Here is a 12,023-nt window from a genome sequence, read left to right on the forward strand (position 1 = left end):
AACAAAAGGCGTCTTCACTGTTACCTTGTGCAACATCTTTATGGAGAGAGACGGCCAACTGTTGCACAAGGTCAATGGCTTCACTCACCCCGCCGGAGTCACTCCCGAAGTACATCGCGGACGGGCTTCCGAAACAAGACGATGAGACGCTTCGCGACACACAGGAGTACATCGACCAACTCATAGCCGATCGCGAACGGCACCGAGAAGAGCCCGTCACCGAGGACGAACTCCCCAATGACGTCGACGTCGTTGAGGAAGATTCGGATGGAACCGTCTATCACGAGTATCGGACTTGTGGCGATGATACCTGTCAATGTATGAGTGGCGGCTCAAAACATGGCCCCTACGCCTACCGAGCGTATCGCGACGGTGACACGGTTCGCAGGGAATATCTCGGCAAAGCTCCGGACACCAACACAACTGCCTAACGAATGCCCATCAATACGGACCACCCTTGGCTTCCCGCGGAGACCGACGAAACCTTCGATCCACTCGATCACGCTGACGTCTCACCTGACGCAGAAACACCCCTCATCATCACCCCCCGTGGTGGTGCTCGGGAAGTCGGTCGAAGCTGCTACCAAGTCGACACCGAGCACGCCACGTATCTCGTCGATTGCGGTCTGAATCAAGGCACTGGTAACCAATTCCCCGATGACCGTGGTCTCGGCCCCGAAGCCATCGACGCCGTCTTTCTCACCCACGCCCATATCGATCACTGCGGCGGCCTCCCCGTGTTCGAAGCCCGTGGCCTCCTCGAGGATGATGCCCCGATCGTCGCGACACCCCCGACTATTGACCTTGCCACGCTCCTCTTGCGTGACTCGCTGAAAATCCACCAACACGAAACGACGCATCGCGATCGTCAATTCACCGAACGCGATGTCACTGCCGTCATCGACCGGTTCGAACCCGTCTCCTACGGCGGCGGACTCGTCGCCGGCGTTGCCGACGTCCCCGAACAAGAGCCGCTCGTCTTTCGATTCGGGAACGCCGCCCACCTGCTGGGATCGGCCTGGCTCACGCTCCAGAGCACTGGCCAGAAGGTCGTCTTCTCTGGGGATCTCGGTGGTCGTGCCGGACACCTCCCCTCGATCGAGACGCCACCGCAGGCCGATCTCCTCATCTGTGAGTCGACCTACGGTGGAACCCACAGCCATACGTCGATCAACGATGCGCAAACGACCCTCTTCGAGGCGATCGAACAATCCGTCCGAAACGGATCCCCCGTATTGATCCCGACGTTCGCTGTCGGCCGCGCGCAGCTCCTGCAACTCGTGATCGGTGACCGACTGCACGAATTCCCTGCTGAGCTGCGCCAGAAGATGCGCCTCGTCGTCGACGGGATGGCCCAAGAGGCGACCGAGATCTATCACGAATACGTCCAGGACGACACGGTCATGGACGAAGCGATGGTGAACCGGGTCGTCGAAAGCGGGTACGAGACACCGTTCCAGCCTGATATCGCCGAGTTCCCTGAGTCAGATGCCGATCGACGAACACTCCTCGAGGATGCTGGCGGAACCGGCACTGTCCCGATCGTCATCGCACCCTCGGGGATGCTGAGCGGGGGAAATTCGCCACGGTATCTCACCGAGTTCGCGGCTCGATACGACCGTGCAACACTTCTCTTGACTGGATACCAAGCGTCTGGAACCCTCGGCCGAACGCTCCAGAACCAGGTCAAGGCTGACGACGACGAACTCACGTATACGACCGAGGCAACGCCCTTTGGAACTGATTGGCCCACTTCGGAGACCGTCCAGTGGACGACGATCGACACCGACGACGGCCCCGACCGGGTGACTCGAGCAACGATCCCGTCCGAGTGGCTCCAGACGATCCATGGGTTCAGCGGACACGCCGCCCAGGACGGCCTTCTGGAATACGCCCGGCAGGTGAGCCCGAAGACGATTGCACTGATCCACGGCCCCGAATACGCCCAAGCACAACTCGCCGAACACTTCACCCGAAACGTCGAAACTACATCTCAGGTGACGCGGTCACGGCTCCTCACGCCGATTCCACTCTCACGAGAGGGGACAGACGAACTCGCGACGCCGGTCCTGACACCGGAGCAAGTCGAGGGGACCTCGAGTGACGTTCGTGAGCAGGTCCGTCAACTCCGTGAGCACGTGGCTGCATTGAGCGAGGAACTCGCCACCGCCCGGAACGAATCCAGGCTCTCGGAAGGAGACGTTCGAGCTATCGTTCGCGACGAACAGGGCGAACGGTCGGAGTAGCACGCGATCACCTGCCGGTTTGAGCGCCCGCCAATGGTTGCTGAGAGACGGTCTGCCCCATCAACACTGGATCGTATCCTGGATCGGGTTCTGGCGACTCACACGCCCCCTCGATTACTGGGAGGACCGAACCGAGCCACGGCCATTCCTCCTCGAGGGCGTCGATCGCCCCCTGTCGATGATCCGCAATCGCTTCCGGGTCGTCTCGATCGGGGAGCGTGAATCCCCAGCAGAGGACGTCGTCGGGATCACCGAAGCGAGCCGGATCATCGACGAGACTGGTGGCGAGTTCATACAGCACATCCATCCTCGAGCGGAGGTCGAGAGATGGGACAAGCGGCCGACCGTCCGGTTCATCAACGAAGAACCACGGGAGGATATCACCACCATATCGCTCATCGTTGAACGAGAGCGACAGCCGCCACCCTCCGGGGGCCTCTCGAAGCAGATCGGCGAGGACGAACCCCTCACGGTTATCGCGAAAGCTCTGAGTCGTGATCCCTGCCCGGCGAGCGATTTCGGCTCCAGAAAGCGGGTAATCAGCACCAAGCAGCACGCTCAGTGCCTGTTGCATCGAGGGCGCCACGTCACCGGTCGCGAGAAGACGGGCGGGATCGAGAGTAGCAAGCGCCCGCCGAATTTCATCGACGTGGATCTCTCGCGGTCGGTCCTCCCCACCGAGGCCGTAGTACATGGCCCGAGCGACGTCGTAGCTGGTCGCGACGAACGCATGGAACAGCGATACGGCCTCTCGGGTTGGTTCGAGGCCCTTTCGCTCACAGAGACGCCTCACGGCCTGAGAGACAACGCTACGAGAGGCGGTCGTTCGGATCGGGATACAGACCCCGATCTCGGGAGCATCATCGTGGAGATCGCCCGGAGACCGGAGCGCCGAGCGCAACTCGTCCTCAAGGTCGGAGACGCCAGGGCCGACGACCACGAGTGAGCCGACGAGCTCACCGAGCGGATCGCGAGCATCGACTGTCAGGCCCATCGCCGCCTCTCGATGGTCTTCTCGCTGTTCGTAGAGGTGTCGGTAGGTGACGTGATGGCCGTACAGCGATTCGATCGCACAACTATGGGCGAGCGTTTGGCAGAGCGTTCGCCGGCGAGCAGAGTCGGACCAGTTGCGTGAGAACTCGGGAAGACGGACCTCCCGACTTAGATCGACGCCAGCGAGGTCGAGTAGTTGGACGATCGAGCCAGCGAGTCCCTTCGCAAACTGCGTGATCTCGCCGCGTTTCGCCGATTCGTCGGTGTAGTCGCCGTTCGCTAGTTCTCGAGTGAGTTCGCACAATCGCTCTTCTTGCTCCTGATAGAACTCGACGAACAAGCGAGGATCTTCGTACCGTTCAGCCGAGAGACCGCCGATATTCCGTGCGTCACTCAGAATCCGTCGGCTGTGGGTCGCGAAGAGATCCTCGAGAACGTCCTCCGTGAGCACGCGGTTCCACGTCCAAGGGCTCGCTAACGCTCGAGCGATGCACGTTGTGTACTGCATAGGGTTGGTGTAGGTTGCAGAGACGGTGAGTTCGTCACGAGCCTCCCCGTAACTCCACCCCATCACCCGATCGTCCCTGTCTCCATCTCTCCCTTTCAGCATCTGAATAGGCGCGTCAACGAGGGCAATCTCGCTAGAATGAGCTGCTGCACGGGCGGCTTCAACAGCGGGCGTCTCGGTGTACACCGGCTGAACGTGCTTCGGGAGGTACTCGGCGGTCCCAGCGACCGCGTCTCCTTCCGCTTCAGCCTGTCCGTCCCTCGTTCGGTCGGCCTCGGTGCCGTCTCCCCCGTCTTGAGCGTGCGGGTTTACACGGCTATACTCGGACGGATTTGGGGGGTCTCTCACGCTGGGTAGTTCCCCCTGTTTGCCGATCTCCGAGTCTAGCGCTTTGAGGTACTCGAGACCGGCTTTTCGAAGCGATAGTCCCCGTCCGTCGCCAGGGTAATCGACCCGTTCGGCGAGACCGAGGTCGCGATCGAGTTTCAGACCGACCTGTCGCCGGTTCGCCTCAGAGAGTCGGAGCTCTCGCGAGAGATCGTCATAGCTGAGCATTTCGGAGTTTTCGGCCCGGAGCGCCCGGAGGACGGCCGTTGCCGTCCCATCGGGGTCAAGCGTCTCGCGGGCGTCCTCGACGCGATCAGCAACCGATCGAGGCGTCCCAGGTGTAGGGGACACGCGTGGATCGAACGGGTCCGTAACGCTCACTGGGAGGTGGTCGCGGTGCCTTTCCCAGAGGACCCGTCCGGCCTGGCCAGTCGCGACGAGATACACTCGGCAGCCTTCGGCGAGCGCGAGACAGAGCTCGAGAACGTCGCGGCGCTGGTCGGCCTTTCGGTCGGTGAATCGTCCGTCCAAGTGGATCGCTATCTCGGGAGTAACACTGCTCGCGGTGAAAATCGGGATCGCAGCACGGTCGAGATCGTCGCGAGACGAGCGCAGGTTAAGCGGAGATGTTTGTCCCGAGCCGAGCTGCTGACAGAGCCGCAGGAGGTTCCACAGATCCTTTTCGCGGCCTTCGACAGCGCCCACACAGAGATCGGCAAAGAGGCCATCGAGTGCCGTTACCCCGAGCTCTTCGAGCGCTAGTTCTGGGGCCTGCTCGGTTCGCGTGAGGTCACCGATCGCCTCGACGAGCTTCTGTCCCATCGCTGTACGCGAATCGAACAGCTCCTTGTGAAGCCGAGGGGCCGTCCAGTCGACATCTGGACCGATTGTAGCATCCGCTCGATGCACCCCGTCCCGTCGGGCGCTAATCCCTGGGTCTATCGCCGTTCGTCGGTCTTGCTGTTGCTCTCTCTGTAAGTTCGTGGGCATCCATGTGCCCGAGTTAGGCGCTGACGGCCGGCGTCCGTCATGCCAAAGCGACTAGCAGCCCTCAACGCGGATCGCTCCGCAAGAGCGTCCAGACCACTCTCTTCGGAGAGAGTGCTGCGGCTCTTTCTGGGGAGGAAAGCTTTTGTGCTTTGGCCGGGAAGAAGGAAATGTTCCACGTTCCCTTCTCCGACGCGAGTGGTTTCCTGAGCTGTGCCGCAACTGTTCTCAAGACATTTATAAAATGATTGGGTTCCCTGAGGGTGGATCGCAGTCCCCAGCGGAACGGGGTTCACGAGTTGCCTCCGGTAAATTCGGAGTCCCCGTCGCACTGACGGAAATGGTGGGCCCAATGAGTGAGGGCGATTTCCTGGCCACACTTCGGGCAGGCGTTCGTATTCCCACCATCAACGCAGAGTGAGTGACACTTTCCACAGTGCCGATCTGCTCGTTCCTCGGCCTCGGATTTGGGGACCGCGATATACGCCCCTCTATTGTTGCAGATGGGAGTCTGGGAATCAGCCGTACTGTGGTAGAGCAACTCCCCATGTGGATTGCCCTGTGGGAGGAGAACGATCGGTTCGTCCAGCTCGCTCTCTGAGCGGTTGCTTTGTTCGTCGTCTATCGGAGGGGCAACGGTTTTGTTAGCCGGGGATGATGTTTCTGGTGGCGTCATGGTAATCAGGGCCGACAGCGCTCGCCACCAGTGTCAGACTCCGGTTGAGCGAGTGCTGTCGTGCTCGACGATGGTTATGATCGGTTCCTCTCAGAGGGATCGATCCGCCGAACGACGCCCTCCGTCGGGAGCAGGCACTAGCCACCAAGGTTCCAACTAAGAGACTAGTCTCTGCTCCCGGTTCCGGAGTATCGCCGCTCGCCGGCCGATCGCCAACCGATGGCAGTAACGAACTTACCTTATGAGCGTGTAGCAACATATGTCGTTCCTTCTGAACGGCAAACAGGGCGCTTGATGGATTCCAAGCGATCAGCGCCCTCGTTTCCTGCGTAACTGTTTGTCGATAGCATTTTGCTTGCTTCGATATTCTTGTTCACCTTCCTACTTATGTCTTTATCTGGAGTTATTTTCATATCTAACGGGGCATAAGATCTATCTAGATCGGATACACTATTGTCTTTCCATGCGGCGTTGTATCGAAGAGATAATGAAGCAGGTTGGGTGGTTCTCGAAAATCGATTACGAGATAATGGGGTTTTTTGAGGAGCATGATTTGGAGATGTCCCCGAAAGTTTTGGCGGCAAACCTCGGGTATCATCCGTCCTATATGGGGCGTCGACTCCGAACACTTCGGGATTCGGAGCTGTTAGTGCAGTTTGATAACGGCCACTATGCTCTCTCTGATCTTGGCCGAGAGTTTCTAACTGGAGAGCTCTCCCAGGACGAGATCGAAGCTCTTGATCCTGAGAACGAGTGAAGTGTGTAGACTGATCTATCTCTCCGCAAACCGCAATTGGGTCGTTGCTGTACCTCGATTTCATTCATCACCGGCTTGGAATCCAATGGTAATAGTTGTATCCGGCGCCACACTGTGAACCCCCTTGCAACACTCCCTTATAAATCACGGGTCAATAATTTAATAATATCACCTATATAGTTCAAATACGATATGCTGCGATTGCTTCTATATTCAGCACTGACGGCAGCTCGCGATCTGGATCAGCAGCCGCCAAAGCGGCCCGGGCGACGGGATAGAGTGGGAGTGGACGAGCAACACCGAGGCGTTTGGAAATGGGTTTGATCTGATCGAGGAGGCGAAATCCTGCGTTGACAACCTCTGAAAAGTGGGGCTGACCTTCCCCGTAGATGGGGCCAGGTCGGAGGGTTGTCGTTTGAAGATCGAGATCACTAATCGCGCGTTCGGCCCGCCGCTTTGACGAAACGTATTCCTCACGAACGGTTGGAGGTGCAGCACTTGCCGAGATGAACACGAATGAGCCAACGCCCGCACGCTCGGCTTCGAGTGCCGTTAGAATCGTTGAATCACCATTGAAACGCTCGTAAGACTTGCCATCCGCTGGAGACTCGTGAAGTGTTCCGATTGAGTGAATGACCGCATCGCAGCTGTCAAGTTGGTCACGCCATTGATGGGGGCTGAATACGTCGCCTACGGTCCACGAAACTTGGTCAATCCAGTCGGCTGTTCCATCGGGACGACCACCTCGAGAGACGCTTCGCACATCGTAATCAGCCGCGAGTGCAAAACGGCAGATTTCTTGGCCGATGAATCCACTTCCGCCGATGACGAGGAGTCGGTCCATAAAGTCTCATTTTACGCTGGAATCCTATCAGTTCCGGCCGCGCAATAGACAGTCGGCATCAGGTGCGGATCGGTTAGTCTTGTACGCCATCGTAATTCACCGGTTAGATCCACTAATATCCTAGTTGATACATAATTAAGATATTTTTCTATAGAGTAATTGTATGCTAAAGAACTATCAAATTTATATGGATACGGTTCGAAAGTTGGTTAGGAGAGAATTGCTATGTCCACCAATACAGCAGACCACATTGAGTTTCTGACCTCTTCGGAAAATCGGATTGATTTGCTCCGTGAATTGGCTCAACAATCTGGGCGGAAATCGGAGTTAACACGTCGATGTGAGGCCTCACGCGCGACGGTTCATCGAGCGATCGAAGAAATGGAAGACCGTGGATGGGTTACTGACGATAACGGAGAGTATCGTCTTACACCCATCGGCACTACACTCATTGAGCACTATGACGAGTTCGAGGAAGCGTTTTCGACAATACTCAGTAAGAGAAGTTTCTTTGAATATTTTGAGTCAGATATTGAGATGCCGAAAGAAGTAGCCGAGAAATTCAAATTAACGACAGCATCACCGGGCGATCCGCACGCGACTATGCGAGTGTTCAGAGATGCAACAGACTCAGAGGTGGGACGATTCGCAGGAGTCGTACCGGTTCTAAGCCCGGGATACAATCAAATCGCGAAAGAAATGTTCGACTCAGGGACAGAAATGGAACTCGTCGTAGGTCAGGATACCCTTGGAGCGATGCAATCTGGCTATCAGGAGGGTACTGAGGCAGCTCTGAACTCTGACAATTTCACACTTTACGTGTATCCAGAGGACTTGCGAATCTCGGTCGCGTTGTTCGATCGTAGCGCTGCAATGATCGCAGCCTTCGACGATGAGGGACAACTACAGAGTGGGTTGGATGGGTCAGATGAGGAAGCCATCGAATGGACAGAGCAGGTTTTCGAGTCAATCCGTGAACAGAGCTTGCCTATTACGCAGCCACCTTAATCCTCGGTAGTTCCCGATTCCGGCTCCGATTCCCGCCTCTATGTTCCGAGTAGGAGATGCTTCGATGGCGAGGTGAACCGTCGATGAGACCGAATGTGAACTACGTGATCTCTAGCGGCTCTCTCTTCGCTTCAAGTTCGTGAAGGCCATACTGCCGGTAGTACGAGTGGTATTCTCCGTCTAAAAGACAGGTATGAGCCGCTGACAGCGTATTTACTGCACATAACAATATCCTGGTCAGTAGGATATCAGAGCCTCATGCATGATCTCACCGGCTTTCAACGCGACCTCCTGTACGTCATCAACGGATTCGACCAGCCCTCGGGCCAATCCGTCAAAGAGGAACTTGAAGACCACTACGATGGGGAGATCAATCACGGACGGCTCTATCCAAATCTCGATACGGTCGTTAACAAGGAGCTCGTCGAACAGGGCGAGCTCGATCGGCGAACGAATTACTATGCGATCACGGAGGCAGGCGAAGACGCGATTCAGGAGCGACGCGAGTGGGAGAGTCAGTACATTGATCTCTGAGCATCGAATTTACAATTCAGCTGATCAGGATGGTCTCAGAGGTCAGATATCGACAAATTCTCAATGAGAGTCGATCGTCATTAATCCTCTCTCACGAGCGTTCTTTCGAAGCGAGTCCAGATCAAGATTACCGGTCATATGGAGGTTTTCGAGTGTGGAGAGGGCCGCATCGATCGTGACGTCAAGTTTATAGACATAGTAGATACCACCACTTCGACCTTCGTTTTGCTTCGCTCGATCCAGAATCCCAAGCATCGAGAGTTCAGCGAGATGATTGTGGAATGCCCGTCCCCCAAGCGGGTCACGATCGGTAGTTTGAGCAAGATCCTGGTATTGATCGTACAGTACCTGTTTCTGTAGTGGAAGAGATTCGGGTTCGGCAACGGTAGATGCAACAACAGCTAACAATGTGAGGTGCCCGTGGGAGGTGAGCTCTTTCATGCTCTCTTCGATGCGCTGTTTTTCGAGAAGTTGTTTCGCATCCCGAACGTGGTCTTCAGTCACAGTCGGATCGCTTTGACGTCGTGCGAGGTCGCCAGCTTCAAGCAAGAGGTCAAGACTCTGGCGAGCACTCCCTTTGTCTTGGGCAGCAAACGCTGCACAGAGGGGAATGACGTCACCCTCAAGCACTCCCTCTTTGAACGCTAGCGTTGCCCGTTTTTCGAGGATGTTATGGAGATCAGCGGCTTCGTACGGTGGGAAATGGAGTTCGCGTTCACAGAGCGTGTCTTCGACTCGGGGATCGAGCTTTTCCCGGAACTTGAAGTCGTTACTAATCCCGATGATTCCGACGCGAGCCTGTTCGATTTTCCCGTTGCTTCGAGCACGAGGAAGCTGATAGAGGATACTGTCGTCCTCACCGATGTAGTCGACTTCGTCGAGCACAATGAGGATCGTCCCGCCAAGCTCATCGATTCGATCCCAGAGCTTCTCGTAGACTGCGTTTAGTGGATACCCCGTCCGGCTTATTTGATTCTCTGAATCGCGGAGCTGATTGACGAGGGAAACAGCTACACGATAACTGCTCGTTAGATCCTCACAGTTGAGATAGACTGTCCGAATCGTTAGATCTTCATACTTTTTCGCATCTTCTTCTAGATGTTGGAGCAGATATTTTGTTGTCGCTGTCTTCCCGACTCCCGTTTTACCGTACAAAAAGAGGTTGCGAGGCTGTGAACCATTGATCACGGGCTGGAGATATCCAGTGTACTGCTCAAGTTCCTCATCCCGTTCTTCGAGCGATTGAGGCTGATAGTCATCGTGGAGGATATTTTCCTCCTCGAAGACTTCCTCAGATCGCTCAAAGAGTGCCATACGATGCTAATTGAAAGTCTGCGTAATAAAGCTTGGGTGCAATCGTTGCAAACGATGCAGTCGTTTCGATCGTTGTGGGAGACAGACACCACCCATTCAAACGTTTCTCCCCTCGAGAGTCCCCTTCCCAGCCAAAATTCGACGAAGAAGGTTCTATCTAAGGCCTAGATTTATAGCAATATAGCCACAACAAGATCCGCACTAGGAACAGTTGCAGAAACGATTGAATGGGTGGTGTCCCCCCTGTAATTCTGCAGCTTATTCAGCAGTTTCTCACCATATCCTGTTTGTAGAGGCCTCTATTGGACTGTTACGTTTGAACAGGGGGTGTGTTTCCCGGATCTCCTCTCCCCTCTTCTACCCATGAAACGTTTGAATGGGTGGTGTGTGTCTCCCAGTGGGTCCGCATGAAACGATTGCAGCACTGGTCTCCTGCCTCCAACCACTAAAGGCCTCTATTCGGGTTCCTCACACCTTCTAACCTAAGAAAACGATTGAACAGGTGGTGTGTCTGTGGTCTCTACAAACCCCGCAATTCCTAATCGCTCATTTTGTCGAGGCTCCCAATTGATTCCGACTGCTCGCTAATGATGCGAGCGATTAGCAGTTGCAAGGAGTTCTTCCACAAATCCAGCGAGAATCGTCTCATGATCATCAGTACGCCCATCCGCGGGGGGTTCCCACAGTTCGACATCGATTGCCTGGGCTGTCGTTGTAGAACCCTCTGTTACGGTGACTATGAAAATCGCTTGCTGATGGATGACGACCGTCCGATCCTCGTCGATGTCAAGAAATTCGATACCAGCCGATTCAAGTCCAGTACGAAGGTCGAGTGGTTCCTCAAAAGAACGCTGATATACAATTTCGTCGTCGCCTGTCATACTATGTACTTCTTCCTGTGGGCACAAGTATGCCTAGCCACTATTCATAATGCTTTCTTGTCATTCCACCGCTGGGGAGGGCTCGCGGTCCTAATACAACGCCTGAGGATTGGCCTGCTACCATCACGCGCTATCACATGGATTCATGCCTCCCATAAGCTCCGGGGCACAAGGTTCATGTGCCTCAATTTCGTAGCAAGAGTATGGCTGGAAAGGAGCGTTCTGACAATGGGGAGTACGTGGAGACGACAACTCCAGAGGACGTCCTCCTCGTAATGCGAGATGCTGAGTCTCCGTTCGTCACAGTGGGCGACGTCGCCGAAGCGATCAAGTGCTCCCGCGAGACGGCCCGCCGCAAGCTCACCGAGTTACACGACAGTGGTGACATCGAACGCCGAGAGATCGGTGCGAGTGCCGTCGTGTGGTGGGTCCCGGACTCGGGGAAAATGGCGAGGATCAGCCGACGCCACGGCGACGATCACTACGGAGAGAATCCTGATTGGTCCGACGAGCTTCCGAACCTCGGCGAAAACGCCTGAATGGCGTATGCTCACGGCTCGGTCGTCATCGTCGATGATCCGTATAAACGCGGTCGCCGACCGTTTCTCGTCGTCTCAAATGACACCCGCCCCTACTTCGGCGAGGACTATACCCTCGCTGTAATGACGACCACGGAGTTTTCCGAAGCCGTACAGTTGAACGCTAATGATATTACCGAAGGTCGACTCAATACGTTCCCATCGTTTATCAAGCCCTGGTCGGTCCACGAGTTCGACCACGACGAGATTGACCGCCGGGTCGCCCACGTGTCGAACGAAGTTCTCGACGACGTCGCGGACGCCGCATACGGCTTCATTGAGCCGAAAGACTGACTGAGATGGTCAACCACCCCTATTTTGAGCGTCAACGTGAACCGAAAATTCGTTGCATGCGAGTGCGAAGGTCGAC

Annotated in this window: 11 protein-coding genes; 7 read left to right on the top strand and 4 right to left on the bottom strand. The window is 55.9% G+C overall.

What is annotated here, in order from left to right; all coding sequences use genetic code 11:
- The first annotated feature begins 74 nt into the window (after positions 1 to 74).
- Together LCF40_RS15750 and LCF40_RS23750 are read left to right on the top strand one after the other, a co-directional pair.
- Positions 75 to 431, top strand: coding sequence for a DUF6788 family protein (locus LCF40_RS15750; RefSeq protein WP_224829186.1), 357 nt, complete (start codon positions 75 to 77; stop codon positions 429 to 431).
- A gap of 3 nt (positions 432 to 434) precedes the next feature.
- Positions 435 to 2,246: an MBL fold metallo-hydrolase gene (locus LCF40_RS23750; RefSeq protein WP_224829187.1), complete on the top strand. Its 1,812-nt coding sequence runs from the start codon at positions 435 to 437 to the stop codon at positions 2,244 to 2,246.
- 7 nt (positions 2,247 to 2,253) lie between these two features.
- Here the strand turns inward: LCF40_RS23750 and LCF40_RS15760 are convergent, their stop codons facing one another.
- The gene (locus LCF40_RS15760; RefSeq protein WP_224829188.1) at positions 2,254 to 4,896 is read right to left on the bottom strand and encodes a hypothetical protein; all 2,643 of its coding nucleotides are present in this window, start codon (positions 4,894 to 4,896) and stop codon (positions 2,254 to 2,256) included.
- A gap of 1,304 nt (positions 4,897 to 6,200) precedes the next feature.
- Here LCF40_RS15760 and LCF40_RS15765 point away from each other — a divergent pair.
- Complete coding sequence (locus LCF40_RS15765) at positions 6,201 to 6,494, top strand: MarR family transcriptional regulator (protein WP_224829189.1); 294 nt, start codon at positions 6,201 to 6,203, stop codon at positions 6,492 to 6,494.
- A gap of 181 nt (positions 6,495 to 6,675) precedes the next feature.
- Here the strand turns inward: LCF40_RS15765 and LCF40_RS15770 are convergent, their stop codons facing one another.
- Positions 6,676 to 7,338 (bottom strand): NAD-dependent epimerase/dehydratase family protein, encoded by a 663-nt coding sequence (locus LCF40_RS15770; RefSeq protein WP_224829190.1) that lies wholly within the window; start codon positions 7,336 to 7,338, stop codon positions 6,676 to 6,678.
- Between the two features lie 225 nt (positions 7,339 to 7,563).
- Between LCF40_RS15770 and LCF40_RS15775 the strand changes: the two genes are divergently transcribed.
- Positions 7,564 to 8,346 (top strand): helix-turn-helix transcriptional regulator, encoded by a 783-nt coding sequence (locus LCF40_RS15775; RefSeq protein WP_224829191.1) that lies wholly within the window; start codon positions 7,564 to 7,566, stop codon positions 8,344 to 8,346.
- Between the two features lie 258 nt (positions 8,347 to 8,604).
- Positions 8,605 to 8,880 (top strand): PadR family transcriptional regulator, encoded by a 276-nt coding sequence (locus LCF40_RS15780; protein ID WP_224829192.1) that lies wholly within the window; start codon positions 8,605 to 8,607, stop codon positions 8,878 to 8,880.
- A 60-nt stretch (positions 8,881 to 8,940) separates the two neighbouring features.
- Here LCF40_RS15780 and LCF40_RS15785 read toward each other — a convergent pair whose 3' ends face one another.
- Positions 8,941 to 10,194: an orc1/cdc6 family replication initiation protein gene (locus LCF40_RS15785; RefSeq protein WP_224829193.1), complete on the bottom strand. Its 1,254-nt coding sequence runs from the start codon at positions 10,192 to 10,194 to the stop codon at positions 8,941 to 8,943.
- Between the two features lie 584 nt (positions 10,195 to 10,778).
- Positions 10,779 to 11,075 carry a hypothetical protein gene (locus LCF40_RS15790; protein ID WP_224829194.1) on the bottom strand — a complete coding sequence of 99 codons (297 nt, stop codon included), beginning with the start codon at positions 11,073 to 11,075 and terminating at the stop codon, positions 10,779 to 10,781.
- Between the two features lie 203 nt (positions 11,076 to 11,278).
- On the opposite strand from LCF40_RS15790, the gene LCF40_RS15795 reads away from it, so the two are divergent.
- Together LCF40_RS15795 and LCF40_RS15800 are read left to right on the top strand one after the other, a co-directional pair.
- Entirely contained in the window at positions 11,279 to 11,614 is a 336-nt protein-coding gene (locus LCF40_RS15795) for a DeoR family transcriptional regulator (protein ID WP_224829195.1), read from the top strand.
- The gene (locus tag LCF40_RS15800; protein ID WP_224829196.1) at positions 11,615 to 11,947 is read left to right on the top strand and encodes a type II toxin-antitoxin system PemK/MazF family toxin; all 333 of its coding nucleotides are present in this window, start codon (positions 11,615 to 11,617) and stop codon (positions 11,945 to 11,947) included. It begins immediately after the preceding gene.
- The last annotated feature ends 76 nt before the right edge of the window (positions 11,948 to 12,023 follow it).

The organism is Saliphagus infecundisoli (genome assembly GCF_020177375.1).
Classification (GTDB): domain Archaea; phylum Halobacteriota; class Halobacteria; order Halobacteriales; family Natrialbaceae; genus Saliphagus; species Saliphagus infecundisoli.

What these genes read in the sequence shown, in the direction of transcription:
- LCF40_RS15760 (WP_224829188.1), bottom strand. Translation starts at nt 4,896, where the DNA reads ATGGGACAGAAGCTCGTCGAGGCGATCGGTGACCTCACGCGAACCGAG.
- LCF40_RS15780 (WP_224829192.1), top strand. Translation starts at nt 8,605, where the DNA reads ATGCATGATCTCACCGGCTTTCAACGCGACCTCCTGTACGTCATCAAC.
- LCF40_RS15790 (WP_224829194.1), bottom strand. Translation starts at nt 11,075, where the DNA reads ATGACAGGCGACGACGAAATTGTATATCAGCGTTCTTTTGAGGAACCA.
- LCF40_RS15800 (WP_224829196.1), top strand. Translation starts at nt 11,615, where the DNA reads ATGGCGTATGCTCACGGCTCGGTCGTCATCGTCGATGATCCGTATAAA.
- LCF40_RS15770 (WP_224829190.1), bottom strand. Translation starts at nt 7,338, where the DNA reads ATGGACCGACTCCTCGTCATCGGCGGAAGTGGATTCATCGGCCAAGAA.
- LCF40_RS15775 (WP_224829191.1), top strand. Translation starts at nt 7,564, where the DNA reads ATGTCCACCAATACAGCAGACCACATTGAGTTTCTGACCTCTTCGGAA.
- LCF40_RS15795 (WP_224829195.1), top strand. Translation starts at nt 11,279, where the DNA reads ATGGCTGGAAAGGAGCGTTCTGACAATGGGGAGTACGTGGAGACGACA.
- LCF40_RS15750 (WP_224829186.1), top strand. Translation starts at nt 75, where the DNA reads ATGGCTTCACTCACCCCGCCGGAGTCACTCCCGAAGTACATCGCGGAC.
- LCF40_RS23750 (WP_224829187.1), top strand. Translation starts at nt 435, where the DNA reads ATGCCCATCAATACGGACCACCCTTGGCTTCCCGCGGAGACCGACGAA.
- LCF40_RS15785 (WP_224829193.1), bottom strand. Translation starts at nt 10,194, where the DNA reads ATGGCACTCTTTGAGCGATCTGAGGAAGTCTTCGAGGAGGAAAATATC.
- LCF40_RS15765 (WP_224829189.1), top strand. Translation starts at nt 6,201, where the DNA reads ATGCGGCGTTGTATCGAAGAGATAATGAAGCAGGTTGGGTGGTTCTCG.